At 66.6% G+C, this 26,817-nt stretch carries 17 protein-coding genes and 2 pseudogenes; 12 read left to right on the top strand and 7 right to left on the bottom strand.

Features of this window, described 5'->3' with window-relative positions; genetic code table 11:
• The first annotated feature begins 91 nt into the window (after positions 1 to 91).
• The 6 genes and pseudogenes from EV371_RS27320 (at position 92) to EV371_RS34695 (ending at position 9,260) form a co-directional block, all read left to right on the top strand.
• Positions 92 to 1,326: pseudogene (locus tag EV371_RS27320) on the top strand (IS3 family transposase).
• A gap of 623 nt (positions 1,327 to 1,949) precedes the next feature.
• Positions 1,950 to 3,224 (top strand): DUF6236 family protein, encoded by a 1,275-nt coding sequence (locus EV371_RS27315; RefSeq protein WP_130464583.1) that lies wholly within the window; start codon positions 1,950 to 1,952, stop codon positions 3,222 to 3,224.
• 680 nt (positions 3,225 to 3,904) lie between these two features.
• Positions 3,905 to 5,857 carry a DEAD/DEAH box helicase gene (locus EV371_RS27305; protein WP_486484809.1) on the top strand — a complete coding sequence of 651 codons (1,953 nt, stop codon included), beginning with the start codon at positions 3,905 to 3,907 and terminating at the stop codon, positions 5,855 to 5,857.
• 87 nt (positions 5,858 to 5,944) lie between these two features.
• On the top strand, positions 5,945 to 7,150 hold the full coding sequence (locus EV371_RS34705; RefSeq protein WP_486484808.1) for an AAA domain-containing protein: 1,206 nt from the start codon (positions 5,945 to 5,947) through the stop codon (positions 7,148 to 7,150).
• Between the two features lie 14 nt (positions 7,151 to 7,164).
• Positions 7,165 to 8,568, top strand: a complete 1,404-nt coding sequence (locus tag EV371_RS34700) for a DEAD/DEAH box helicase (protein ID WP_486484807.1) — start codon at positions 7,165 to 7,167, stop codon at positions 8,566 to 8,568.
• Between the two features lie 35 nt (positions 8,569 to 8,603).
• The gene (locus EV371_RS34695) at positions 8,604 to 9,260 is read left to right on the top strand and encodes a phospholipase D-like domain-containing protein (RefSeq protein ID WP_486484806.1); all 657 of its coding nucleotides are present in this window, start codon (positions 8,604 to 8,606) and stop codon (positions 9,258 to 9,260) included.
• 171 nt (positions 9,261 to 9,431) lie between these two features.
• Here the strand turns inward: EV371_RS34695 and EV371_RS27295 are convergent, their stop codons facing one another.
• The 3 genes and pseudogenes from EV371_RS27295 to EV371_RS27285 all read right to left on the bottom strand — a co-directional run bounded on the left by EV371_RS27295 (position 9,432) and on the right by EV371_RS27285 (position 11,984).
• Positions 9,432 to 9,905 (bottom strand): hypothetical protein, encoded by a 474-nt coding sequence (locus tag EV371_RS27295; protein ID WP_130464581.1) that lies wholly within the window; start codon positions 9,903 to 9,905, stop codon positions 9,432 to 9,434.
• A gap of 130 nt (positions 9,906 to 10,035) precedes the next feature.
• Positions 10,036 to 11,270: pseudogene (locus EV371_RS27290) on the bottom strand (IS3 family transposase).
• Between the two features lie 33 nt (positions 11,271 to 11,303).
• A complete protein-coding gene (locus EV371_RS27285) occupies positions 11,304 to 11,984 on the bottom strand; it encodes a hypothetical protein (protein ID WP_486484805.1) in 681 nt (226 codons plus the stop codon).
• A 118-nt stretch (positions 11,985 to 12,102) separates the two neighbouring features.
• Between EV371_RS27285 and EV371_RS27280 the strand changes: the two genes are divergently transcribed.
• Entirely contained in the window at positions 12,103 to 12,567 is a 465-nt protein-coding gene (locus EV371_RS27280; protein WP_486484500.1) for a winged helix-turn-helix domain-containing protein, read from the top strand.
• On the top strand, positions 12,546 to 13,151 hold the full coding sequence (locus EV371_RS27275) for a transposase (protein ID WP_486484501.1): 606 nt from the start codon (positions 12,546 to 12,548) through the stop codon (positions 13,149 to 13,151). The genes EV371_RS27280 and EV371_RS27275 overlap by 22 nt, the downstream gene beginning before the upstream one ends.
• On the opposite strand, the gene EV371_RS27270 is transcribed toward EV371_RS27275, so the two are convergent.
• Entirely contained in the window at positions 13,143 to 14,372 is a 1,230-nt protein-coding gene (locus EV371_RS27270) for a GNAT family N-acetyltransferase (RefSeq protein WP_486484804.1), read from the bottom strand. The two genes, EV371_RS27275 and EV371_RS27270, sit on opposite strands and share 9 nt — an antisense overlap.
• A 756-nt stretch (positions 14,373 to 15,128) precedes the next feature.
• Here EV371_RS27270 and EV371_RS27265 point away from each other — a divergent pair.
• On the top strand, positions 15,129 to 15,962 hold the full coding sequence (locus tag EV371_RS27265; protein WP_207230621.1) for a hypothetical protein: 834 nt from the start codon (positions 15,129 to 15,131) through the stop codon (positions 15,960 to 15,962).
• A 322-nt stretch (positions 15,963 to 16,284) separates the two neighbouring features.
• A complete protein-coding gene (locus EV371_RS27255) occupies positions 16,285 to 16,932 on the top strand; it encodes a hypothetical protein (protein ID WP_130464580.1) in 648 nt (215 codons plus the stop codon).
• A 39-nt stretch (positions 16,933 to 16,971) separates the two neighbouring features.
• Here the strand turns inward: EV371_RS27255 and EV371_RS33565 are convergent, their stop codons facing one another.
• Complete coding sequence (locus tag EV371_RS33565; protein ID WP_165436844.1) at positions 16,972 to 17,148, bottom strand: hypothetical protein; 177 nt, start codon at positions 17,146 to 17,148, stop codon at positions 16,972 to 16,974.
• A gap of 1,175 nt (positions 17,149 to 18,323) precedes the next feature.
• On the opposite strand from EV371_RS33565, the gene EV371_RS27250 reads away from it, so the two are divergent.
• Complete coding sequence (locus EV371_RS27250; RefSeq protein WP_486484975.1) at positions 18,324 to 19,655, top strand: endo-1,4-beta-xylanase; 1,332 nt, start codon at positions 18,324 to 18,326, stop codon at positions 19,653 to 19,655.
• Position 19,656: 1 nt separating this feature from the next.
• Positions 19,657 to 21,162 carry a ricin-type beta-trefoil lectin domain protein gene (locus tag EV371_RS27245; RefSeq protein WP_130464578.1) on the top strand — a complete coding sequence of 502 codons (1,506 nt, stop codon included), beginning with the start codon at positions 19,657 to 19,659 and terminating at the stop codon, positions 21,160 to 21,162.
• Between the two features lie 416 nt (positions 21,163 to 21,578).
• On the opposite strand, the gene EV371_RS27240 is transcribed toward EV371_RS27245, so the two are convergent.
• Both EV371_RS27240 and EV371_RS27235 read right to left on the bottom strand, forming a co-directional pair.
• Positions 21,579 to 24,272 (bottom strand): RICIN domain-containing protein, encoded by a 2,694-nt coding sequence (locus tag EV371_RS27240; RefSeq protein ID WP_130464577.1) that lies wholly within the window; start codon positions 24,270 to 24,272, stop codon positions 21,579 to 21,581.
• Positions 24,273 to 24,335: 63 nt separating this feature from the next.
• Entirely contained in the window at positions 24,336 to 25,697 is a 1,362-nt protein-coding gene (locus tag EV371_RS27235; RefSeq protein ID WP_486484803.1) for an RICIN domain-containing protein, read from the bottom strand.
• Between the last annotated feature and the right edge of the window lie 1,120 nt (positions 25,698 to 26,817).

The raw sequence follows: 26,817 nt of genomic DNA, 5'->3' as shown, positions 1-26,817 counted from the left end.
ACCCAACCCGAACTACCGACGAGCGCGACTCACAAAATATGTTCCGCACCGGGTTTGATGGAGACATCGAAACCTGGGAGGAACACTAGCGATGCCGGCACCGAAGAAGTACAGCGATGAGCTGCGTGAGCGTGCTACCCGGTTGGCGGTCGAGGCCCGCCGGGATCCGGCGTCCGCGGTCGGGGCGATCCGGCGGATCGCCGGTCAGCTCGGGGTTCATCCGGAGGCGTTGCGCACGTGGGTGAAGCAGGCCGAGACCGACGCCGGGCAGCGGCCGGGGACCACCAGCGGCGACGCCGAACGCATCGCCGCCCTGGAACGGGAAGTGCGTGAGCTGCGGCGGGCGAACCAGATCCTGAAGTCCGCGGCGAGTTTCTTCGCGGCGGAGCTGGACCGTCCGTCGCGATGAAGGTCGACTTCGTCGACTCCCAGAAGGCCGAACACGGTGTCCAGCCGGTCCTGCGGGCGCTCGAAGACACGCCGGCGCAGATCGCACCGTCGACCTACTACGCCGCCAAGACCCGCCCCGCCAGCGCCCGCTGTCGGCGCGACGAGGAGCTGACCGCGATGATCGAGCAGGTCCACACGGCCAACTACGGCGTCTACGGCGCCCGCAAGATCTGGCACGAGCTGCACCGCCAAGGGGTGCGGGTGGCCCGGTGCACGGTCGAGCGGCTGATGCGTGAGTCCGGGCTGCGTGGGCTGCTGCGCGACAAGTCGCCACGCACGACCCGCCCGGCAGCCGAGACCAGCCGCCCTGCTGACCTGGTCAGACGGGACTTCACCGCAGCCGGGCCGAACCAGCTGTGGGTCGCGGACCTGACCTACGTGCGCACCAGCGTGGGCTGGGTGTACGCCGCGTTCGTCCTCGACGTGCACTCCCGCATGATCGTCGGCTGGCAGGTGTCCACGAGTCTCTACACCGGTCTGGCCCTCGACGCGTTGAAGATGGCGATCTGGCGCCGCGAGAATCAAGGCGCTGACCTGGGCGGACTGGTCCACCACTCCGACCGGGGAGTCCAGTATCGAGCGATCCGCTACACCCAGCGGCTGGCCGAGGCCGGCGCCGTCGCCTCGGTCGGCTCCAAGGGCGACTCCTACGACAACGCCATGGCCGAGGCGTTCAACTCCCTGTACAAGGCCGAACTCGTCCGCAACAAAGGCCCGTGGCGTGGACTCGACGACCTGGAGATGGCCACCGTCGAGTACATCGACTGGTACAACAACCGGCGCCTACACGGCGAGCTCGGGCACGTCCCGCCCGCCGAGCACGAGGCACTACACGCGATGACCCAGCCGGTCACCGCACCCCTGGAAACCAGCTAACCAACTCTCCATCAAACCCGGGGCTTGACAATATGTGCCAGAGCCAGTTTTCAGGCGGAGCCGACACGGTGAGACACCGCCGGGTCGCGCGGACGAGACTCCGAGCAGGCGGGCATGCGCGGGTTCGGTGAAAAGTTCCACGAACGGTTAGCCGAGCCGGCTCCAGGACATCCGAGGTGGAAACGGAACGGGTGCGGCCGTACTCTGCGCACAGGGCCAGATCCTGGTCGCCGCGCTTCCGAGGAGTCGGTGCTGAGGAAGGCGTCTCCTGTTGTGGCCTCCACCCGCTGACGGCGTCCCAGGACGGGACCGCCGCCTGCTACCGGATCAGCCGCGGCCAACGCGAGAGAGTTCAGGGATCGGAGGGGCAGGAATAGCTGGCGGCGCCATGCTGCCACCGGCGAATCGCGACAGCGTCGACCTGGCGCTGCGACGTCGGTCCTGGCGGTGCCCGGATGCAGGTCGGCAATCAGGGGCATGGCTAAGTTTGACGGTAAGCGACCATGTAATCCTGGAGCCTGCGCTTGCGAGGAAGCGCAGACCGAGTTCGATCCAACCTGGCATGAGGGGTTGGAGCGCGATCGAAGTTTGCCTTCCCCGCCACACGTGGTAGAAGTTCTCGGGTGGGTCTGCTCGAAGGCGCGATGGCGGAATCGGGTGCGCGGCTGCCGCGGATGGCCGTCTACTACCCGTACATCCACTTCCGCGACGCCCGTTGGTTGAAGGTGGCGGCGCTCTACTGGCCACACATGGTGCGGATCGTGCATCCGGACTACCCGACTCGCAACTCTCGCCTCGTGCAAAGACTGCAGGACGAACTCGGGTTTGTGGTCGATCATTCGCCGACTACGGCGGCGCGGACGATGGTCGGATCGTTCCTCGAGTTCGTCAACACGCTCCCCAGCGAGCGTCATCAGGCCTGGCGGCTACGGCGGGAACTGGCGTACCGGGATCCGCAGGAGCTTGCCGCACCGCAGCCGCTTCCGTTGACCGGTACGGAACCTGACTGTGTTCCCGATCTGGAGCGCTATGGTCCGACGCAGTGGGCGGATCCGCAACGGCTGGCTGAACGAATCCGTGCTGGCGCACTCGCCGGCGTCCATGCAAGTGAGCTGGCACCCCACCTGGCCGAGCACATGATCGATGCCGGGCTGGCGGTACCGGCTCGTGGTGACTGGTTCGCCATGCATCCGGAGCTGGCCTGGATCTACAAATGTCGGCTGACTGAGGAACTGGCTCGACGTAATAACCTTGCCGCCACCACCGATCAGCTGGCGGCCCATGCCGTTATCTCCGGTCCGCTCACCTTCGCGCCAGACGCCGGCTCGAACCCAGTGATGATCGACCGGCCAGATATTTCGGACACGTTCGGCCTGCTTTGTGTCACCGCAGTCGTGCCGCGCGATCTCGACCAGGTACCGGTGGAGAAGATCATCGAGGTACGACGTCGTTTCGGTGCAGAGTTCGACCGGTGGCGCGAATACATCGACAGGGTTGGCGCTGGCCTGGCCGACCAGCTGCGACATGTCGAGTCGCCGGTCATCCTCAACACGTACATGTCCGATGCCGTCTCCCGCTACGCGAAGGCGCCGGTGGACGGACTCCGTCGTGGTCTGACGGACGTTGGAATCGACACCGCCGCCCTCGCGCTGAACAACAAGTTCGAGTTGCCCGCTGGGCTGGCGGCCACCGGCCTGCTCGTCCAGCCGCAGTTGGCGGTCACCGCAGGCGTTGCGCTCGGTGCGCTAAGCCTGCGCCGAACCGCCCGAGCAAAGGCCGAAGCCGCTCGGGTCGCGCCGGCGGCCTACCTGCTCAGCGTTCAGCAGACGCTGGCTCCCCAGACCTGGTTGTCCCGAGTTATGGCAGCGGCACGGCGAGCGGCAGGGCTGGCACCCTGACCACTCATCGTCACTTCCTCCGACAAGACTGCAGCACGACCAATCTGGCATCCATGATCCGGCTGCCGAACCCTCGGCGACGGTTCGGCGCTGTGGCGGCCACCCGGACGGCCACATGGTGGGCAATCGATGTCTGTTCTGCGCGGATGGACGAGACTACAGATGGTTGCCCGCCTGATCGTGCTGCACACAACTCGTTACCTACTGACGGCTCGGAGGCGGGCGAAAGGGGCTCGATGTCTACCGTGACCAATTTCGGATCGGGCGCCGCAGTGACGGGACTTTGTCAATCATCCATCGGACACGGTGGCACCGTTGTGATGGCGCGTGCGGTTGGCGGAGGCTGAGTGTCCCGATGAGCCGAGGGAGTGGATGAGACTGTGGGGCGACGGGAGGCTGCCCAATCAGAGCCTCGGGACGCGGCAGGGGCATCATCCTTCGATCGGTTGGCCGCACGTGACGCATGGCGCCGCGGGCAGGCACTGGTGGAGCAACTCGCCGCTCTCCGGTCGGCCCCAGCGGCGGAGGAGCGCGAGGTAGGAAGGCTCTACCGCCAAGCCCACGAGGCTACCGTGCTTGATCAGTTGCGTGCGATGCCGGTCCGGGAACTCCGGTCCGCAGGTCATCGTCTTCGACTTGCGTCCAACGTCGAGCGAGCGGGATACCGGACGGTCCTGGACGTGCTGCAGGCGCCGCACGACGAGCTTGTACGCCTTCAGGGAGTAGGCGAACATAGCGCCGCGACGATGCGGCGGGCGGCGAGGGACCTGCATCGCATCGTCCAGCAGAACACCGCTGTACGCCTGGACGCCGACCGCAAGGACCCCGCGCTCGATCCGCTCCTGCGCGCCCTACGGGCACTGCGCCTTGTCACACAACTGCACGCCGACGCCGCCGCCAGCATCGGCTCACTTCCCGCCGATCTCACGGACGCGCTGCGCAGAGCCAAACCAGCCAACAGCCGCATCCGCCTGCTGCTCGCACGGCCAGCTACCAAAGCTGCTGCCCGAGCGGCGGCAGTGGACGTCGCGCGATTGCTGACCAGCCGTCAAGCGAAAGCGGCCGTCGCCCTCCTTGCCGAGTGGACCCGCTTGATGGCGCAGGTACACGCTGTCGGCCACGAGGAGTTGTGGGCGGAGTTCACCCGAGACGCCGCCGCCTACCACACCCTCCTGGAGCGCGTCAGCGGTAGGACAGCGGACGGTGCGGCCGCCCACGGCCATCTGCCCCAAGCTGTACAGGATCAGGCTGCGCAGATCAGCCTTAACGTAAGCATGCTGCGGGTGACGCTGCGCGGTTATCAAGCGTTCGGTGTCCGGTACGCGCTCGCGCAGCGGCGGTGCATCCTCGGCGACGAGATGGGGCTTGGCAAGACCATCGAGGCGATCGCTGTCTGCGCTCACCTCGCCACCGGCGGCGAGCGTCACTTTCTCGTCGTCTGCCCGGCGAGCCTCGTGGTGAACTGGCTCGGTGAGGTAGCCCTGCACAGCACGCTGACCGCCCACCGGCTACACGGGCCGCAGCGCGATGAAGCGATCGGCCAATGGAGCCGCGCCGGCGGCGTGGCGGTAACGACCTTCGAAACGCTGGGCAGGCTTGCCCTACCTGACGATCTCCGGCCGGGCCTGGTCATCGTCGACGAGGCGCAGTACATCAAAAATCCGGATGCCCGGCGGTCCCAGGCTGCCGCCGTCCTTCTTGCTCGCGCTCCTCGTGCCGTCTTCCTGACCGGCACGCCGATGATGAACCGGGTCGAGGAGTTCCGGAACCTCATTGGTTACCTCAACCCGCAGGTGGCAGCCAACATCAGCGTCACCGACGGGTTGGCCGGTGCGGCCAGCTTCCGCCGCAAAGTCGCGGATGTCTATCTACGTCGAAACCAGAAAGATGTTCTCGCCGAGCTCCCGGACCTGATCGAGGTCGAAGACTGGGTGGAACTGGGCCAGCCAGAGGCGCGAACCTACCGGCAGGCAGTGCAGGACCGGAAGTTCCTCGACATGCGACGCGCCGCCGTGGTCAGCGACGGGTCGAAGGTACCGGCGAAGGTGGAACGGCTGCGCGAAATCGTCCAGGAGGCCGCCGACAACGGGTGGAAGGTCGTCGTCTTCTCCTTCTTCTTGGAGGTTCTGGTCCGCGTGCGCGCGAGCCTCCACGGTGCGCCGACATTCGTGATCAACGGCACCGTCGCTTCCGCTACTCGGCAACAGGTCGTGGACGAGTTCAGCGGCGTCGACGGTCACGCTGTCCTGATCAGTCAGATCACAGTCGGAGGGGTGGGCTTGAACCTCCCGGCAGCGTCGGTGGTCGTGCTCACCGAACCGCAGCTCAGCCCGGCCCATGAAGAGCAGGCCATTCGACGGTGCTACCGGATGGGCCAGACCCGCGGGGTGCGGGTTCACCGGCTGCTCGCCAAGGACACCGTCGATCAGCGGCTGTTGGAGATGCTCGGACGCAAGTCCGCGCTGATCCGGGCCTACGCCCACGACAGCGTCGCGAAGAGAGCGGACCCGTTGGCTACCGACGGCCGCTACGTCGACCACGACCTCCTCACGGATGAGGCGATACCACTCGCACAGCGAATCATCATGGTCGAGCGGCAGCGTCTCGGGTTCGACAAGCGGCGGGTTTCCTGACAGCGCGATGGCGTCGGCCCAACTGCTCACCGGGACTGAGGGTGGGATCACCTCAGGCAATCCGGCGAGCGACCGGAGGTGATGGGCGTGGGGTGGCGCGAGGACGTCTGTTCCGTCGTCGACATGTGGAGGTCAACCGTCGGCGGTGCGAGTACGGCGACGTGGGGACGCGTGGGGCGGGCCCATGCGATGGGGGAGGCGGGTTGGTACAGCGTCGATCTACGTGGGTCGCGTGCCGACGTCGACCAGATCGACGCGCTGCGTGTGGCCGGCCCGACACGGCCGACAGGGGCTGACGGCGGGTACCGGCCGCTCGAGGTGCTGCAGGAGGAACAGCAGCTACGGGTTCGGGTGGCCGAGTTCGTGGACCTCGCCGACGCCCATCTGTGGCAGCGACGCCAGTCTCCTGCCTATCTGCTGGATCGGCTGCGTGACGCCCTCGCCACGGTAGATCCGGCGGGACTGGCTGGAGATCTCGCTGCCGGCCGTCTAGCCGCCGTACCGCGGACGCTGGAGCATGTCGCGGGATTCACGCCGGCGCAGTGTGAGGCATACACGTCCTGTCTGCGTCCGGGGGTGCGGCTGGTGTGGGGACCGCCGGGTACTGGAAAGACGCGGGTACTCAGCGAGGCGATCAGTTCCCTGATCGCGGCTGGTAAGCGGGTCCTGCTGGTGTCGGCCACCAACATCGCCGTCGACAACGCCCTCGCTGGAGTCATGCGGCACCGTCGGCACCGTCCCGGAGATCTGATCCGTGTCGGGCCGCCCCACCTGCGGGAGATAGCCGCCGACCCCAACGTATCGCTCACGCATCTCGTCAAGACCTCGCTGGCGGAGGCCGACAAACGGCGGCTGACCCTGCAGGACCAACTCCTGGCCCTCAAACAGACGGTAAAGGATCTGCGTGCCGTCGAAGAGCTCGTCGCGGACTTCAGCCCCGACGAGCACGCGCGTGCCCAGGCGGCGGTGAACCGGGACCGAGACATGCCTCGGCTCGCGCAACAGCTGGCGGACGCCGGTGACCATGTCGCCATACGCCGGCTTGCTCTGGCACAAGCCGATGCCGCCGTTCAGGCCGCCCGTGCAGCGGTCGCGGAAACCTCGGATTCCCGAGCGGCCTTGGACGCACTCGACGGCATCCAGCGGCAGGCCACGCTGGCCCAGCAGGAGGCCGATCGGGTTGCGGTGGAACTGCTCGCCGCGCGAGCTGAATGCGGGCGCATCGAGTCGGACCTAACCTCCGTCCAGGACGGCGGAGCGTGGACCCGGGCCCGCGCAACCGGCGTCAGCTGATTCGCCTTCGCGGGTTGCTGCAGGCGCAACGGGAGACGGTGGCGACGCTCGAAGAGCAGGTACAGCACAATCAGTCACTCCTCGCCCGGTTCCACCGCTCTACCCAACCTCAGGTGGCAGCACTGCGGGCCAAGGCACGTTTCAGCCGCGACCAGGTCGACGCCCGCAACCGCAACTTGGCAGAAACGCAGCGTGTCCGCGAAGCGGTGGCCTCTGATCTGTCCGCAAGCATCGCCGACCAGCAGGCTGCTCAACAGCGGCTACTCGCAGCCGAGGCAGCCCCACGTGCCACGCCAGCACAGCGAGCCCTTGTCGAACGGGCCGACCGCTACCACCTGCTCGCCGAGTACGAGCGCATGCAGTCGCTGCGCCGCCGTGTGACTGCTGAAGCACCTAACCGGTCTCGCCTCGAGCAAGCACACGCCAAGGCCCACGACGACTACGACCGCCTCCGCCGCGACGCGGAGAGCACCCTGATCCGCCAGGCCCGCGTGATCGCTACCACCCTCGCGCGGCTGCGCACCGCCAAGGTCCTCCTCGACGGCCCCTACGACGTCGTGCTCGTCGACGAAGTCGGCGCAGCCAGCATCCCCGAAACCCTCCTGGCGGTGTCCCGCGCCACCACGACCGCCGTGCTCCTCGGTGACTTCATGCAACTCGGCCCTGTCCTACCCAGGCCCATAGCCGCCAGCGACCGTCCCGACGTGCAGCGCTGGCTGTGCGACGACGTGTTCGGCCTGTGCGGCATCACCGTCGCCGCTGACGCGATCGCCCACCCCGGCTGCACCGTCCTCGACGAGCAGCACCGGTTCGGTCACGACGTCATGCACGTGGCCAACGCCGTCGCCTACGACGGCTTGCTGCGCGCCGCGCCCAACATTCGAGTCCGCGACACCGACGACCCGGAAATAGTGCTGATCGACACCGACGGGCTCGGTGACCTCGCCATCGTACGAGCGACCGGCCCCAGCAAAGGCTGGTGGCCGGCCGGGGCGCTCATCAGCCGAGCCTTGGCTGACTACCACCGCTCACGTGGGGAAACCATCGGCGTCATCACCCCGTACAACCTGCAAGCCGACGCGACCCTCGAAGCGTTTCGCGATCGGGAGGAGACCGGCTCCCAACCCACTGAAGTCGGCACCGCTCACCGCTTCCAGGGCCGGGAGTTCGACGTCGTGGTCCTCGATCTCGTTGAGGACGACGCCCAGCCGCGGTGGATCGCACAGGCCAGCGCCTCCCGTGGCGGCTACGCCCGTGAAGGCCTCAAGCTGTTCAACGTCGCCGTCACCCGAACCAAGAACCGCCTCTACCTCATCGGCAGCCGGCGCCGCCTCAAAGAGGCACCCCCTGACACCGCACTCGCCCGCGTCGCACCACTGCTCGGCAACAAAATCCGCACCGTACCGCCGAACGGCTGATCACCGCACCATCGGTACCTGAACCCGACCGACCAGTGCTGGGAGAGTTCGGCACCGAGCTGGCCGAAACCCTGGCCCAACATGTCCGCGTCGCCGAGATCCAGGACGAAAAGCGGTTCTACGAAACCTTCGCCGACCATCTCGGGACCGCGCGCCACTCGATCTGGATGTGGGCCACCTGGACGGCAAACCGCACCAAGTCGGTGGCGCCTGTACTCGCCGAAGCAGTCGCGCGCGGCGTCAAGGTCGTCGTCTTCGTCCGCGACGCCAGGGACTACACGCAGGGAACCGACAACTCACAGCAGAACCTGACGACGCTGCGAGCAGCCGGCCCCACCATCGTAGAGATGTACAAGATGCACCAGAAGATCGTCGTCATCGACGAGCGGCTCGTGCTCCTCGGAAGCCTCAACGTACTCTCGCAACATCAAAGCCGCGAGGTCATGCTCGTCATGGAAGGCGCCCACTTCGCCCGGAAGCTACTCGAGCACGAACGCGCGGCGCAGTTCAGCCAACCACCACCGCTGTGCGAAGCATGTGGCAGCACAATGATCGCGCTACACCGTACCGCCAAGGGTTGGCGGTGGCGCTGCTACGCCCGCCGGCCTGAAAGCACCGAGACGCGAAAACGTACCTGCGGTTGGACGGCAGAACCGGCCAAGCCGATCGGAGATGCCCTGCACAGTAGCTGAGGACGGTGCAGCGTGCACCCTGACACGGGTTCGGTAGGTGTTGATCGGCCTGTCAGGACCGCGTTCGACAGCTACTCGCCGGCCACGCGAGGTCGCCTGAAGGGGACGGAGGTCCGCAGCCGCGCCGGCTGCGTGCCGATCTCGTGGGAGTGGCCGGCCGAAGGGTCTTGCTCATGCCCCGTTGATCTCGGTTTTGACTGGGACGGCGAGTTGTACGGCGATCGGTGTGTAAAGGTCGACGTCCTGGCTGGCTGTGCGCAGGGAGACGATGAGGCTGTAGCGCAGGGGAAGATCTGCACGGTCGGCACGCTTGTTGTTCTTCCACCAGCCACCCACTGGGTGGACGGCGATAAGGCTGCAGTCAGCGAGTTCCGCTCCGTACCCTTCCCAGATGTCGTGGTGGAGTGAGCCGAGGTTGCGCTGGTTGCCCCCGACGAGCCAGCGCTCTGATCCACTGCGTGGGCGGGCACCTGCTTCTTCGTCCTGTGCTGCGCGGTTGACTCGGGCGACGAAGGCATCGAGGGGTTCGAGGGGTGCGTTCAGATCGAATCGTAGGCTGTGCGAGGCGTAGGCGTAGCGGCGACGCCAGCCCCGCCGGGATGCGGTCGGCTCAATGAAATATGACAGGGTGACCCGTAGTTGCACCGCTGCGTCGGCGAGCCCACGGAGCGTCTCGGACGGCCAGGGTAGTTGATGGAGGCGGAACCGTCGGGCGGTATGGTCCGGGCCGTCGAACGGAACAAACTGTCAAGCCCCGGGTTTGATGGAGAGTTGGTTAGCTGGTTTCCAGGGGTGCGGTGACCGGCTGGGTCATCGCGTGTAGTGCCTCGTGCTCGGCGGGCGGGACGTGCCCGAGCTCGCCGTGTAGGCGCCGGTTGTTGTACCAGTCGATGTACTCGACGGTGGCCATCTCCAGGTCGTCGAGTCCACGCCACGGGCCTTTGTTGCGGACGAGTTCGGCCTTGTACAGGGAGTTGAACGCCTCGGCCATGGCGTTGTCGTAGGAGTCGCCCTTGGAGCCGACCGAGGCGACGGCGCCGGCCTCGGCCAGCCGCTGGGTGTAGCGGATCGCTCGATACTGGACTCCCCGGTCGGAGTGGTGGACCAGTCCGCCCAGGTCAGCGCCTTGATTCTCGCGGCGCCAGATCGCCATCTTCAACGCGTCGAGGGCCAGACCGGTGTAGAGACTCGTGGACACCTGCCAGCCGACGATCATGCGGGAGTGCACGTCGAGGACGAACGCGGCGTACACCCAGCCCACGCTGGTGCGCACGTAGGTCAGGTCCGCGACCCACAGCTGGTTCGGCCCGGCTGCGGTGAAGTCCCGTCTGACCAGGTCAGCAGGGCGGCTGGTCTCGGCTGCCGGGCGGGTCGTGCGTGGCGACTTGTCGCGCAGCAGCCCACGCAGCCCGGACTCACGCATCAGCCGCTCGACCGTGCACCGGGCCACCCGCACCCCTTGGCGGTGCAGCTCGTGCCAGATCTTGCGGGCGCCGTAGACGCCGTAGTTGGCCGTGTGGACCTGCTCGATCATCGCGGTCAGCTCCTCGTCGCGCCGACAGCGGGCGCTGGCGGGGCGGGTCTTGGCGGCGTAGTAGGTCGACGGTGCGATCTGCGCCGGCGTGTCTTCGAGCGCCCGCAGGACCGGCTGGACACCGTGTTCGGCCTTCTGGGAGTCGACGAAGTCGACCTTCATCGCGACGGACGGTCCAGCTCCGCCGCGAAGAAACTCGCCGCGGACTTCAGGATCTGGTTCGCCCGCCGCAGCTCACGCACTTCCCGTTCCAGGGCGGCGATGCGTTCGGCGTCGCCGCTGGTGGTCCCCGGCCGCTGCCCGGCGTCGGTCTCGGCCTGCTTCACCCACGTGCGCAACGCCTCCGGATGAACCCCGAGCTGACCGGCGATCCGCCGGATCGCCCCGACCGCGGACGCCGGATCCCGGCGGGCCTCGACCGCCAACCGGGTAGCACGCTCACGCAGCTCATCGCTGTACTTCTTCGGTGCCGGCATCGCTAGTGTTCCTCCCAGGTTTCGATGTCTCCATCAAACCCGGTGCGGAACAGTGTCTCGATCCCAAACACCGAGGTGCTGAAAGCGATCGTAGAGTTCGTCCGAGGGCGCGGCGATGACCGCGTCGAGTTGTGAACAAGCGATGATGGCCGCAGGCTGTTGGGTGGTGTTCCCGCCCTCGCTCATGTACCACAGCAGCCGAGCGGGTGCCTGCGGCCGGGTGCCGCCGGGACTTCGGTAGTAAATGTGTTCCCTACTGATACCCAAGGCGTCGCGGCGGGGGAAGATGCTGGCGGGGACACCGAGCAGCTGGGTCGAGAATGGCTGCTGGATGGGTATCAGGTAGGTCGGTAGCTCGCTGTCGACGATCTTAATCGGCCACCAGATCCGTTCGAGTTCGGCGGCGGCGACTGCGGGCATACCCGATCTTAACGGCACGGGCTCGGGTATTCCGGCCACCCTGGCGGCCGAGATCGCGACCTGCTCGACCTCGGTTGCAGGACCGACGGCGGCGATGGCGTAGCCGTAGAGGACGCCGTCGGCTTCCATGAAGCCGTCACCAACAGCGGCAAGGCGTGCCTGGGGTGACAGGTGCGGATCGGAGATCTGGATCATCGGAAGCCTAGCGTCGCGCGCCGACTGGCGTAGTCGGAACAGCAGTTGCCGCGCGAGGGTATCGGCCAGTGGCTGGTTCGCCACGCGAAGCAGCGGCACCCGTAAGACGCCTGATGTGCTACAGAGGTTGAAAGGCTGACGTCGTTCGACGTGCCCGCGTGATCTGCGTCGATGGTTTGGGTAGGTCGGGGTGATGAGGTATCCGGCTGGTGGTGGCATGAACGCGGCAGCCCGGGTCCGGCGTGAGAAGGTCCGGATCCTGGCCGCGACCATGTTCGAAGAGTCCAAACCGACTGCTCAGATCGCTTCTGAGCTGCGGGTTTCCGAGAAGTCCGTCCGTGAGTGGCGACGTAGATGGGTAGCCGGCGGAACGAACGCCCTGGCGTCGACCGGGCCGGGTGGCTCGGACTGCAAGCTCTCCGCTGACCAGCGGAAGGAACTCGCGGAGATGCTCGATGAAGGTCCTCTTGCCCACGGCTGGGAGGACGCCCGCTGGACCCTGGCCCGTGTCGCCGAGGTCATCGAACGCCGTTTCGCGGTCAACTACACGCTGCGTGGGGTGTCCTATCTGCTGCACCGCCTGGGCTACAGCCAGCAGGTCCCGACCCGGCGGGCGGTCGAGCGTGACCCCGAGGCGATCGCGAGTTGGCACCGCGGGCGGTGGCCGTCGGTAAGAGGTTAGCGGCGGCGCGGGACGCCTGGATCTGCTTCCAGGACGAGGCAGGTCAGGTCCTGCGGCCGCCGGTGAGCAAGACCTGGGCCCGGCGCGGACACACGCCCTTGGTCGAGGTCTCGGGCAAGGGCTCCGCCCGGGTCTCGATCGCCGGCCTGGTCTGCCTCAAGCCCGGACAACGAGGCCGGTTGATGTGGCGGACCCGGCTACACCGCGGCCGTGCGGGCGAACGCGGCAGTTTCAGCGAGGACGACTACATCGCCTTCCTCGATCAGGCCCACCAGCGCCTGCGAACGCCGATCGTGCTGATCTGGGACAACCTCAACGTGCACGTCAGCCGCCGCATGCACGCTCTGATCGCCGCCCGCTCGTGGCTGACCGTGATCCGCCTGCCGTCCTACGCCCCCGACCTCAATCCCACCGAGGGCGTCTGGCGGTGGATGAAACGCGGCCTCACCAACATCGCCGCCCACGGCGTCGACCACCTCGCCGACCTGGTCAGACAACGGCTACGCGCCTGCCAGCAACAGACCGACCTCCTCGCCGGCTTCTTCGCCAACACCGGCATGACCCTCGACCCCGAACTACCGTGACGACCCGAACTTCAGCCTTTCAACCTCTGTAGTGGTGGCGTAGGCCGCGACGAGTTCACCAGTGGGCTGGTAGACGCCCAGCCGCTGCGCGCCGCTCAAAGCGAGCCTGTTCAGGGTGTTCTGCAGGTCGCGGGGCCGTTCCTTCGAGATGTGGTTACGCAAGGGTTCGACGGTCTTGTTCTCGCCGCTGCGCAGGCGCCGTTCGACGTAGCCGGTATCGAGGAGGCTGGCGGGCCGGTACGACTCGGCGTGTGCCAGTTCGTCGATGTGGATGACGACGTCGGCGGGTCGCATGATCCGCAGGCCATACCGCTCAGCGACCCCGCCATAGATTCGGGTCAGCTCCTGATCGTTCGTGACGAGGACGTTCAGGTCGGCGGCGATTGCCTCAGCGACGTGCTGGAGGTCAAGCAGGTCCTGGGTGTCCTTCGGGTTCCCGGGATCGAGGAGACGCGTGTGCTGCCGCAGCTCATCGACGATCCGGGTGCGTGCTGCAGGGTCGGAACGTACCGCAGGGAACGATTGCGCCCGGTCGGTGCACCGTGTGCGCAGATCACTGTCCATGCGGTCGATCTCGGTGTTCAAGGCTGCGGTGCGGACGATTTCCAGTAGTCCTACCAGGTGAGGTGCGAGCAGCGCGGAGGACTCGTCGGCGTTGGTGCGGTTGGCCTCGGCAAGGTCGCGCAGGATGTTCATGTCGATCGCCGCGCGTACCAGGACGGTATCGGTGTCTGCCGAGAGCAGGTTGGGGTGGTCGTGGTCGCGCCACCAGTCAATCAGCGGCTCCCCGGTGCTGCCACGGCCCGGGCGTTCACCACGCTGCGCAAAGCCGAGGCGAATCCACATCTCACCAAGCCGGTAGTCGCGTCGGCAGCGTGCGGCGATCCCGAGATGGTCTCGGTGGTGCTCGCTGATGTGCTCGACGAGAAGCCGGGCGATGCCCTTGCCCTGCCAGGCGGGGTCGACACAGAGGTGACTGAGCCGGACACGGCGGCGTGCCAGCGCGTACAGGGCATAGCCGACCGGAGTATCTCCAGCGTAGGCCAGCAGCAAGGTGCCCTTGGCCGCCGCATCACGGTACGCAGAGAACGGCATATGACCGAGGGTTGAGCGCGCCGCGTTCCCGAGTTGAATAGCCGCTTCAATGGCCTCGCGGTCCTGCAAGCTCGGCGTCACCAGTCCGATCGATACCGCCGTCTCGGCAACCCCCTCCACCGACATGTACGCAATGTGCACGATCTACTATGTTCTGTGAAGGCCCTGCTCATTGTGTCCGGCAACTGGCTCGTGATCTTCAACGATCTGACTCGGTTCTAGTCATCCGTTTGGGCCGGGCGACCGGGTGAGGTCGAAACATTGTCGGCAGCCGCAGTCGACGAGCGAGGACGACGGCGATCTGGTGGCCTACCTCAGCACTCCCTCGCTTGAAGGCGACTTGCTGACCGTGAAAACCGCCGAGGGTGCTCCTTGCTACCTACGTTACACCGCCGAGCACGAGTGGGTGGCGCACGAGTTGTTGGCGGCCCTCCCGTTGGCACGCCACGACGCTCACCTCGTGGCCTGTGCCCTCGCCGGAAAGCGGACCTCGCTCTCCGAACCGGCCTTCTGGGGCTCCTATTGGGTGGTAACGCAATATCTCGGTCATTGCACCCGCCTCGAAGTCTGGCCGCTCTTAATCCGCGGGTTCGGGGTTCGGGTCCCTGGCGGCGCACCAGCGATATTCAGTGGACATAGCCGATCGGCTATGTCCACTGAATATCATGAGCGGTTTCGGACTGGCGTACGTCCGAGACACCGACCCCGCGTACGCCGACGAGGACTAACTGTGCCGTTGGGGCGCTGGGTGTGCCCGAAGCCCGCCTTGTATGGGGCAGGTGCCGACGGTGGTACTTCTGAGCGCGATTCGCATCCGGATGACGTCGCAGTTGTGACGCTATGCTGGACGCCGTGTCTTACTCAGCCACCGTACTTCGAGTCATGATCGCATCGCCGTCGGACGTTCCGGACGCCAGAGACGCGGTGGAGAAAGCGATCTACAGCTGGAATGATGCCAACGCCCGACAGAAGAGTGTAATCCTTCAGCCCTGGCGGTGGGAGACCTCTGCGGTTCCGTTCCTGGGCGGACACCCTCAAGCGCTCATCAATGCCCAGGGCGTGGATGACTCGGACATCGTGTTTGCACTGTTCGGTGGGCGGCTCGGCTCACCTACGCTGGATGCGGTGTCCGGAACGGCTGAGGAGATCGATAGGGCCGTGAAGAACGGCAAGCCGGTTCACCTCTACTTCTCGACGGCGCCACTGCCTCACAGCATCGACACCGCGCAACTGGAAGCGCTGCGCGGGTTTAAGGCGGACATGCAGGCAAAGGGTCTGCTCGGCGAATTCAGCAACCCGGACCAGCTGAATCATGAAGTGTGGAAGGCGATCGAGCACGACATCACGACGCTGGACCTCGCTCCGAATGCTGCCGTCATCACAAATCCCTCCGGGGTTGACTTCCTGGTTCAGCCACATCAGGCACGTGAGGTTTCCGGCACCACCTCGAAGGGTGCGCCGCGCTATACCACCAAACACTGGATCGACGTGACCAACACCGGTGACCGTGATGCCGACGCAGTGACTTGCGAAGCGATACCTGGCGCTGGCCAGCTCATGGTGCTGGGGGGCTCAAAGAGCCCAACCGTTATCCATAAGGGACAGAGTCGTCGGCTTTCGGTGATGTATGCCGCCAGCGGTTCCGATGGCGCGGTTCTTCGGATTCGCTGGTCCGAGGACGGCACCGCCAAGGAGCGGGACTTCCACGTTGGTTAGTAGCCGGTATGCCCTTCGGCAACGAAGTGGTGGGGCGTGCCCAGTTGCCAGACCGACCAGAAGATCGCGGTCACTACCTGCGGCGGGGTGTTGACCGGCAGGGTGAACCCGTCCGGCAGCGCGGCGAGGGCGACGGCGTTAGCGTCGGAGCCGGCTGGGTGAGCCGTTCCCTCAGCCGCGCGGGGGCCGAGGGGCCGTCGGCGAACGGTTGTTCCCCATCAACGCCACCGTCTTCCGCAAGGTTGCAGGCTGCCCTAGGAGTGCGGGGAGTGCTCGGGCTTGCCGGCTGCTGGTGCTGAACGGCGGCCGGTACCCTGCGCTGGTGATCGTGGATCCGTTGCGGGAGTTCGACGACGGCGTCGCGTACTGGGCCAGCCGGCGGCAGTGGCCGTCCGACCTCCACAACGCGTTCTACAGGGATCAGCACGCGATCACCGACGGCACGTTTTCCCCGGCCTGGTGGACGCGGACCAGACGGAGGCTGTATGACTGGCGGGCTACCCGCGGCGCGAGCTACGCGGACCTCGACGTCCGGTTTCAGCAGCACCACGCCGATCTGGTCACGATCTGGCGGACCGTGATCCAGCCGCGGCTGGCCGGCGATATCACGACCGTCACTTGGGAGGGGGTCCAGGTGTTGCTGGACCTCGCCGCTCTGATCAAGCCGACGCGGAACAACTCCGGGGTGTTCTCGTCGAAGCTGTCGCACTTCATTGCGCCGCGCCTGTTCCCCGTCCTCGACGAGACAGCGCTACCCGGCAGGCGGCATGACTACCGCAGCTACTTTAACCTGGTCAAGAACATCTGGTACGACACCAGCCCGGTCGACCAGGAGGCGCTGCGCGAGCGCCTGACCACGCTGGTACAGGTCCGCAGCGGCGGACCGGTGTTCGACGGATTCCCGCTCGTGAACAAGATCGTCGAGTTGCGGCTTATCGGCAGACATCATCCGACCGGCGTAGCGCGTTGACCGTCGCCTGTCGGGCGTCGTCACATTCGATCGTTCCGTTCAACCGCTACGACCCGCGCTCGCGGAACTTCTCCGGGTCAAGGAGCGGGTCGAACCGTTGATGACCGGCGAACGTTCCACATCTGCGGCAGCGCCCTGCCGCTCGACGGAGAAGTCCCCTTCGTTGAGCAGCACCAGGATCGCCCGGCGGACCCTGTCCGGGTCCACATCTAGCATGCCGGCGATCCTGTCGACCGTGGTGGTGATCCGCGTCCACGCCAGACCACCCTCCTTCACAGGAGCTGCTTCAGCACCCGCGGGGACAGACGACCGAACCGGGAGCGCCACCGCAGCGAGTCCTCACGGTGTTTCTCCTCGTCGCTGAGCGGAAGGACCTCCGCCGGCAACGGCGGATCAGCCGCGAGAGTCAATCGCTGGTCGATGCCGGCAATGGTAAGAGCCCGAACCGGATCATCAGACCGATCATGTGGTCTACGGTCCGGGCCGACTCCAACCCGGCCTTGGTGAGCAGCGCGTCGTAGCGAGAGACACGTTCTTCAGGCCCGGCTCGCTCGGCGACGGCAGCCCCAACGGAGATTCTTGTTAACTGGGTCACAATGCAAGCCCGGATTACCCGAAACGGGTGGATTGGCTCCATTGGAGGGTCAGGGGAGACCGAGGGGAGTCCGTACGTCCCGAAACGGTGCGGGAGCCGGTGACACGTGGCGGCATGTCACCGGCTCCTTCACCTGCTCAAACGGTGTCGGCCGGCATCAGTCGGCAGAGCCCGGCATCGAAGATTTCGTACCCTTAATCCGCGGGTTCGGGGTTCGAGTCCCTGGCGGCGCACCAACGATCAAGGCCCTGACCTGGGTTTTAACCTGAGTCCGGGCCCTTCTCATGTCCCGTGCCGTGGTCCGGGTGCTCGACGGTGCTCCGGAGCCGTCGGACCGCCACTGCGGGCGAGGGACTTTCCGCCCCTGTTGTGGACAGGAACGGTGCGTGGGCGTCGATGATCGGGCGCAGCCATCCACCGGACCCTGCGGTGACCGCCGTCGCAGGCATCGCGCCATCGGGCCTGCGGGACGCTCGCGGCCTGGTCGGCGGGGACGGTCCGATGCGCTGCTACCCCCGTTGACCAGCGGCTATCCCGCATTGCAATGATGTACTTGAATGCCCTGAAACTTTGTGGCAATCTCGGGTTCATCGACGTGTAGCGTTCCCCCGCCTCCCGTACCGCTTGCTGGGCATCCGCCTGGCCCTTGATGTTAGCGCTAACACGCCGTACCTGGTTCGTCTCCGAAGGGCTGACGCAGATGAAAGACCTCGTACGTTCGAGCGGTTCTCCGCAGCGATCACGGCGGACCAAGACGGTGCTGTCGACGCTGGCGACCGGGTTGCTGACCGCCGGCATGGTGCTGGTGCCCGTCGGCGCTGCCCACGCGGCCACCACCTTGGGTGCCTCGGCGGCAGAGAAGGGCCGCTACTTCGGCGCCGCGGTCGGTACGTACAAGTTCTCCGACAACACGTACATGTCCGTGTTGAACCGTGAGTTCAACAGCCTGGTCGCCGAGAACGAGATGAAGTGGGACGCGACCGAGCCGCAGCGGGGCGGGTTCAACTACGGGGCCGGCGACCGCATCGTCAGCCACGCCCGATCGCAGGGCATGACGGTGCGCGGGCACACCCTGTTGTGGCACGCCCAGCAGCCCGGCTGGGCGCAGAACCTCTCCGGCAGTGACCTGCGCAACGCCGCCATCAACCATGTCACCCAGGTGGCCACCCACTTCCGGGGGCAGATCCACTCCTGGGACGTGGTGAACGAGGCGTTCGCCGACGGCGGCAGCGGCGGCCGGCGTGACTCGAACCTGCAGCGCACCGGCAACGACTGGATCGAGGCGGCGTTCCGGGCCGCCGACGCCGCCGACCCGAACGCCAAGCTCTGCTACAACGACTACAACACCGACGGGATCAACGCGAAGTCGACGGGTGTCTACAACATGGTCCGGGACTTCAAGGCCCGGGGCGTACCGATCGACTGCGTCGGGTTCCAGTCGCACCTGGGCACCTCGATCCCCGGCGACTACCAGGCCAACCTGCAACGCTTCGCCGACCTCGGGGTCGACGTGCAGATCACCGAGCTGGACGTCACCCAGGGAGGCAATCAGGCCAACATCTACGCCACCGTCACCCGGGCCTGCCTGGCGGTCTCCCGCTGCACCGGCATCACCGTCTGGGGGGTGCGGGACTGCGACTCCTGGCGCGGCAGCGACAATGCCCTGCTGTTCGACTGCGCCGGCAACAAGAAGGCCGCGTACACGGCGGTCCTCGACGCCCTCAACGGCGGCACGAACCCCCCGAATCCGACTGGCAACAGGCTGCGCAACGAGGCGTCCGGCCGGTGCCTGGACGTCAACGGTGCCAGCTCGGCCAACGGCACCCAGATGCTCATCTGGGACTGCCACAGTGGGGCCAACCAGCAGTTCACCCAGAACGGGCGGGCGCTGCAGGTGATGGGCAAGTGCCTGGACGTGCCGAACAATGCCGCCGCCGGTACCCGGGCGCAGATCTGGGACTGCACCGGCGCCGCGAACCAGCAGTGGGTCTTCAACAGCAACGGCACGATCAGCAACGCTCAGACCGGACTGTGCCTGGACGTCAACGGCAACAACACCGCCAACGGCACCGGGGTGATCGTGTGGAGCTGCCACGGCAACGCCAACCAACGCTGGGCGAGGGCCTGAGATGGCGGAGGACACGCCAGCCGACCGGGCCGAGCCGGACCGGTCCCGCTCGGCCCCATCTCGCTGGGCACGGTCCCGCTCGGGGCGGTACCTGGCGCGGGTACTCGGCTGCGCCCTGGTCGCGCTCGGCGCGATGCCGGTCACCGTGTTCGGTGTCTCGCCGGCAGCCGCGGACACCACCGGGTTCCGCGGTGTCAACTGGGCCCGGCTGGGCGACAATTTCCATGCCGGACCGCTGGTCCTGTACGGCTTGGGCAGCTCCGACAGCTATGCGACGGTGCTGGCCAAGGCCAATGCGATCTACACCGGTTTCCAGGACAACCTGGGCGCCAACACGGTCCGGCTGCCGATCAACACCTACACGGTCGGTACGAACTGGTGGAGCGCGTACACCGGCGCGATCGACGCGGCCACCGCGAAGGGGTTCAAGGTCGTCCTGTCGTACTGGGACGACGGCGTGGCCGCCAGCGGCGGCCGGATCGTCAACATGACCGCCTTCAACAACATGTGGAACACCGTTGTCGCCCGGTACGGCGGCAACGACCTGGTCTACTTCGAGCCGATGAACGAGCCTGCCGGGCACAGCGCCGCGGACTGGGCCAACGTGGTCAACAGCTGGCTCAACGCCCGTCCGTCGATCCCGCGCGACCGCGTCTTCGTCAGCGGCGCCGGCCTTAACACCGACATCAAGTCGATGTGCGCCGACCGCCGCCTCGACGGGACACTCCTGTCGCTGCACCACTACACCTTCTTCAGCGGTGCCAAGAACTACGACCAGTGGGTGGCGTTCCTGCGGGACGCGATCGGCTCCTGCGCCGAGCGGACCGTCATGGACGAGTTCGGCGCGCCGATGGACACCGGGCTGAACTATCACGACGCCGCCAGCGCCGACAACTTCGTGCGCTACTTCCGGGCCACCACCACGGTGCTGCGGGAGCTGCGGATCGGCTCGATCTACTGGCCGGGCCTGGGTGGCAAGGTCACCGCCGGCCAGAGCGACGACTGGTACGCCATGCAGAAGCTGCACGGCACCGGCAGCAATCTCACCCTGAGTACCCCCAACGCCAGCGGTCGTGACCGGCTCAGGTACGCCTGGGGCCTCGGCGACGGCGGTGTGCCGGAACCGGCAGCCAACCTGCTACGCAACGTGGGCACCGGGCAGTGCCTGGACATTCCCGGCGCCACCACTGCGAACATCCAGGTGCAGGTGTACCCGTGCGGCAACACCGCCGCCCAGCGATGGACCGTAACGGCCGGCGGACAGCTCACCGCGCTGGGGGGCCAGCGATGCCTGGACGCGTACAACCGGGGGACTACGAACGGCACCGTCGTCGGCACGTACGCGTGTAACGGCGGCGATAACCAGCGGTGGACGGTCAACGGCGACGGCACGATCCGCGGCGTCCACTCCGGCCTCTGCCTGGACGTGAACACCAGCACGTCCAAGGTTCAGCTCTGGGCCTGCTGGGGCGGCGACAACCAGAAGTGGCAGGTGCAGAATCCCTGAGCCGGCTCCGCTTGCCGCGGCGGGGATGCCGACCGACGGCATCCCCGCCGCCGCATGATCCGCGGATCGCCGGCCGTCCAGCGGTAGAACCCGGAGCGACACGGCCAGGACCCGGCACCGCCGCTTGACGCCGAACCTGGCGCGGTGGGTGGAGATGAACCGGGAGCGGGTGGACACCGATCCATCTCCTTGGCGAAAGAGGGCTGCCTTGCGCAGGATCTCCTTCTCCAGCCGCAACTCAGCCACCTCGCGCCGCAGCCGGGCGATCTCGGCGTCCTTGTCCGCCACCGACAGCCCTCCTCGGAGACCCGCATTCGTCCCGGTCGATGACCTGTTCGGTCGGCATGCTTGTTACCGGCGGTAGTTGCCCGGGGAGCCCGGCCGGGCCTTGGTCCGGTCCGGCTCCCCGGGGGTGGTCAGTTCCGCAGGCTCCATTGCTGGTTCATGCCACCGTTGCACGACCAGAGAATGATCTTTGTGCCGTTGGCGGTGGCGGCACCGTTGGCGTCGAGGCAGAGTCCGGACTGGACGTTCGTGACGGTGCCGTTGGCGTTGAGGTTCCACTGCTGGTTCAGTCCGCCGTGGCAGTCCCAGATGATGACCGTGGTGCCGTTGGTCGTGCCGGCGTTGTTCGCGTCCAGGCACTTGGTTCCGTACACGGTCAGTTGCTTGCTGGCGGTGTAGGTCCACTGCTGGTTCGTGCCACCGGAGCAGTCCCAGAGCTGGACCTGGGTGCCGTTGGTGGTGGTGGAGTTCGGCACGTCGACGCAGCGGCCCGACTGTCCACCCACGAGCCGTCCGCCCTGCGGACCACTGCCGGTGCCCTGCTGCCGGACGATCGAACTCGACTCGGCGGACCGGTTGCCCTGCGCGTCGAGGACGTAGAGCCGGTACTCACCCTGCGCCGTTGGCACGGCTATCGAGGTGGCGTTGCCCGCCGCCCGGGTCATTGTCGGGCCGGCGGCAAAGCCGGTCGTGCCAGCGGGGGCCAGCCAGACCGTCCGGGTCGCGTCGCCGGTGCTGCGGATCGGGATCGACGAGGTCGGGCTGGTGACGAACGTGCTGGCCGGCAGGACGTAGTTCGGCAGGGAGAGGTTGGCCGCCGGGATGATGTCCCGGAACGCGTCCTCCGGGCCGGAGTTGGCGGCGATGCTGTACGCCGGCGCCGGCCAGACATAGTCGGTGGAGACGAGGATGTCGTGGATCGTACTGTTTGGCAGGTTCTTGTTCGAGACCTTGTTGATCGGACCGTAGATCTGCGTGATGCTCAGGTCGTGCTTGCGTCCGAAGTCGTCGGAGTTGATGAGCCACGTGATGTTCTTGTCCACGCTCAGCACGTTGTCGCGGAAGGTCATGAACGCCGAACCCTCGTCCGGGTGAAGCCCGTACTTGTGGCCGGCGGGAACGCCCTGCAGATAGTTGTTGGTGATCGTCGTCCCCGGCTGGCTGCCCAGGGTGTAGATGGGGGCGGTGTCGCTGAGCCGCTGCACCGTGTCGATGATGTGGTTGTAGCTGATGTTGTTGTTTCTCGCCGTCGTGGTCGGCCGGTTGGGTGCGATCGAGCCCGATGACCCGTCGAAGTTCCACCAGCCCCAGCCGAGCGTGATGCCCGACCAGGGGGCCTTCTCGATCCGGTTGCGCTGGATCGCGACGGTGTCGACGAAGTACGCCGTGATCGGGCTGTGCCCGTTGAACAGGACGGCGCTGTCGTAGAGGTAGTTGTTCCTGATGTCGATGTTCTTCGGTAGTCCTTCGGCCTGCGGGGAGTATTTCTCACGATTGGTCGACGTGTGGTCGCCGATGTAGACGTGCTGCGGGTGGCCCACCGAGATGGCCGAACCGGCGATGTCGTTGGTGTGGTTGCCGATCAGCTGCGAGTTCTGCACGTCGTTGACCAGGCTGATCCCGTCGGCGCCGGTGTGCTGGATCCGGTTGCGCTGCAGGAGGATGCCGTCGGCGTTCTGGATCTGGATCATGCCCGGAGTGACGTCGACGTTGCGGTAGTAGTAGACGTGGAAATTCCCCTTCGCGTACGCCTGCGCTCCCAGATTGCCCTGCTGCGCCTGCTTGAACGAGGAGCCGGCCACGTTGAAAAGGTTCCAGTCGGAGTGCTGGACCGTGAGGCCGGAGAAGGTGATATCGCGGACGTGGCCGCTCGTCGACGTGCCGGCGATTCGCAGCAGCGTGGTCACGTTGTTCGGCGCGAAGACCGTCGCGGTCGACATGTTCTCGGAACTGGCTCTGTAGTAGTACAGGGTCCGGCTGCTCTTGTCGAAGAAGAACTCGCCCGGCGCGTCCAGGAACTCGTAGGCGTTCATGACCTTGTGGCTGCCGTTGACCTGGGCGTTGCCGTTGAACGCACCCTGGGCGATGGCCGCGCCCGGCTGCTGGAACAGCGCGACCCGGCTTCCGCCGTCGGTGGTCACCTGGCGGACCCCCACGATCGCCGTGGTCCAGGTCGTCGCCGTCTCGATCTCGATGTCGTCCTGGTTGCGGGCGATGGCAGGAAAGTCGGCCGAGTTGTACCGGGCACCGTCGCACTGCGACCCCGACTCCCAGGCCCATGCGGCCTGCCCGGCGGTGATGTTGTACGTCCCGTGGCAGCCCGCCGAGTTGATGGTCTTCGAGGCCATGAACGCCCGCTTGTCGTTGACGTAGAGCGTCCGCAGTTTGTTGGTCCGGTCGAGCGGAGCCTTCCAGATGTTGCCGCTGTGCTGGCTCCATCCGGTCACCTGGACCCCGCCGTCGAGGATCGGCGTCTCGCCGGGGTAGGCGGCGTAGATGACCCGGTGGCCGTTCGTGCCGGAGTCACCGGGCCCGAACTCGATCGTGCTGCTCACCGGATAGCGCCCGCCGCGCAGGTACACCTGGATGTCGCCGGACATACTCGCGTTCACCGTACGGACGACATCCCGCGCGCGTTGCACGGTTCTGAATGGTGCCTGGATCGTTCCAGGATTGGCGTCGTTGCCATCCGGAGCGACATAGTAGGTCTCCTGAGCGGCGGCCGAAGCCGGTAGCTGAGGTGCGAGCGCGGCTGGCAGCATGGCGGCGACGAGCACCGCAACTGCCGGCAACGACCTCCGAGCGGCGGAAAAGGCTGACTTCACGTACTGCTCCTTTCACTCGTCGCCAACAGAGAGGCGACGCGAGGCTCTGCGCCTGCCGGGCGGTCAGCTGCGGGTACTCCACTGCTGGTTGGCGCCGCCGTGGCAGGTCCACAGGTGAAGTTGCGTCCCGTTGGCCGTCCCGTTGCCGACCGCGTCGAGGCAGAGTCCGGATTGGGCGGCCGTGATGGTTCCGTTGCTGTTCAGGCTCCACTGCTGGTTGGCGCCGCCGTGGCAGTCCCAGATGATCACGGCTGTGCCGTTGCTGCTGCCCGATCCGCTGGCGTCCAGGCACTTGTTGCCGTAGACGGTCAGTGTGCGGTTGGCGGTGTGCGTCCAGCGCTGGTTGGTGCCGCCGTGACAGTCCCACAGCTGCACCCGGGTTCCGTTGCCGGTGCTGGAGTTCGGCACGTCGATGCAACGGTTCGACTGGGCACCGGTGACCAGCACATTCTGCTGGCCGGGCGGCGGCGTGCTGGTGGGCGGCGGGGTGCTGGATGGTGGCGGCGTGCTGGTGGGCGGCGGGGTGGACCCGAACCGGGTGAAGAACCGCCACACCTCGGGCTTGACCCAGCTTCGCGCCCCGCTCTCACAGCCGGCGCATCCATCCACCGGACCCTGCTGGTGACCGCCGTCGAACGGGGCCCAGACCACCGGGTAGCCGGCCCGGCACGAGTACGTCGTGATGATGTGGGTCAGGCTGCCCGGTGCGGGCTCGGGGGCGTTCTGCGCGGCGCAACCGTTGTTCCGGACCCACCTGTCGCGTAGCGACCGGCCGCTCTGGATGTTGTCGTTGATTCCGTGAATCCCCAGGTACGCCACGGGCTGAGTGCCGCCGCTGCAGCCACTGATCTCCCCGGGGGCGGCGATGGCCGCGACAGCACGGAACACGGTCGGGCGGGAGCACGCCAGCGAGTAGCTCATCGCACCGCCGTAGCTGAACCCGACCGAGAAGCGCTGTGTCGTGTCGACGCAGAGCGCGTTCTCGATCACTCGGATCATGTCGTCGGTGAAGGTGACATCCTCACCGTTGGAATTGGCCCAGCCGTTGCTGATGCCCTGTGGTGCTACGAAGATCGTGGTGTTGTTGGACTGCGACAGCATGCCGTAGTAGGCCCAGGCGTAGCCGTCGGTCCCGCCCGAGGCGACGTCGTTGGCGGTGCCGCCCCACCAGTGGAACCCGAACGCCAGCCGGTGCGGGTAGGTGTTGTCGTAGCTGTCGGGGAGCCGGAGGATGAAGCTGCGGTTCTTGCCGCCGCTGGAGATGGTGTGGGTGCCACTGTTCAGTCCCGGGGCCTTACCGCAGCCGGCGGTGGTCGCCGCGGTCGCCGGCGTCACGGTCGTGGTGACGTAGGCCCCGGCGGCGACCACGACCATGGCAGCCAGGACCGTCCCTATCTGGCGGGCCGAGAGTTTGCGCTGTACCACAGGTCGGTCTCCTCCTCCGGAAGCCAACCCTCCCGGGTTGGACGCACGCCAACATCTATATTGATGGACATAGTCGTATGACGTAAGACGTCAGTCAAGCCTCGTCACCGAGCCATGCCCGGTTCGAGGCCCTGGGCGTCCATGGGCGGTGGGCACGGTCGACGGCGATGGTTCGGCCCGGTTCGGTGTCTGTCGAGCTCGGGCCGACAGCCATCTGCCGGACCTGGCTCTGCGTGTTCCGCCACCGGGGCGTCGAAGGTTCGGCCATCGTACGTTCGATCATCGAAGGTTCGATCATCGTCGGAGAAGCGTTCGGAGGCGCGATGCGGGGTCGGATCCGGCGATGGTCCGGCCCTGGCCGACCGGCATTTCCACTGACGGAGCGTCCGGATGACCCCGAGTTGAGCGAAGAGGGTGTGCAACTGTCTCCGCGCAGATGGGAATTGCACGTGAATCGCTCGGCTGCCGGTGAAGTGAGGGGCCCGGGTAAGACAGGTAATGGTCTGGCCTCGGCCCTGACCAGGATCCGGCTGCCGCGTACGCGATCCTCGACGCTGCCCGCGTCCCGTCCGATTCGGGTGTGCGACCCAAAGGCAACACTCCGCCGGCAGGGACCGCCAGCACGGGGATGAACATGCGGGGTAGCCCAATGACCCGTTGACCATCGCTCGGCGATGAGCCAGGAAATGCGCAGCCTACCGGCAGCTCGTCAACCGCGTACGGGCTGGGGTCGTTTTCGTCATTCCGGAAGGACCACGTCGGAGGGGTCAACGTGAGTGCGGACGAGCCCGCCTGAATCCACTTTTCCGGATTTTCCAACGTGAATCTTCCGGACGCGTCCCGAAAGGTTCGAGACATTGGGCGCCGGGGGGCTGACCTGGCGGTCGAACACCACCTCGCCGAGGTCGTCGGCGGGTGCCCCGGCGGCCCACCGGCCGTGGCGCGCATCGGCCGCGTGACCAGCTGGCGACCGGGTCTGCTCCCTCGCCGGCGCCGCCCGCCTATCCCTGCTGGACCGCGTATGCCCAGTTCGGACGGTGTGGATCGGTGACTCCCGTCGACGGCGCTCGGTCGTCGACCCTTCGCAGCGCGACCGAGGTCGCCCGGAGGAGCCCGCCGC

The sequence above is a fragment of the Plantactinospora sp. CNZ321 genome (genome assembly GCF_004217235.1).
This window is presented reverse-complemented; position numbering and strand designations above follow the sequence as displayed.

Coding starts and splice junctions, on each gene's coding strand:
- EV371_RS27280 (WP_486484500.1), top strand. CDS start 12,103: ATGAACGCGGCAGCCCGGGTCCGGCGTGAGAAGGTCCGGATCCTGGCC.
- EV371_RS27270 (WP_486484804.1), bottom strand. CDS start 14,372: ATGTCGGTGGAGGGGGTTGCCGAGACGGCGGTATCGATCGGACTGGTG.
- EV371_RS27265 (WP_207230621.1), top strand. CDS start 15,129: ATGATCGCATCGCCGTCGGACGTTCCGGACGCCAGAGACGCGGTGGAG.
- EV371_RS33565 (WP_165436844.1), bottom strand. CDS start 17,148: ATGCTAGATGTGGACCCGGACAGGGTCCGCCGGGCGATCCTGGTGCTG.
- EV371_RS27250 (WP_486484975.1), top strand. CDS start 18,324: ATGGTGCTGGTGCCCGTCGGCGCTGCCCACGCGGCCACCACCTTGGGT.
- EV371_RS27245 (WP_130464578.1), top strand. CDS start 19,657: ATGGCGGAGGACACGCCAGCCGACCGGGCCGAGCCGGACCGGTCCCGC.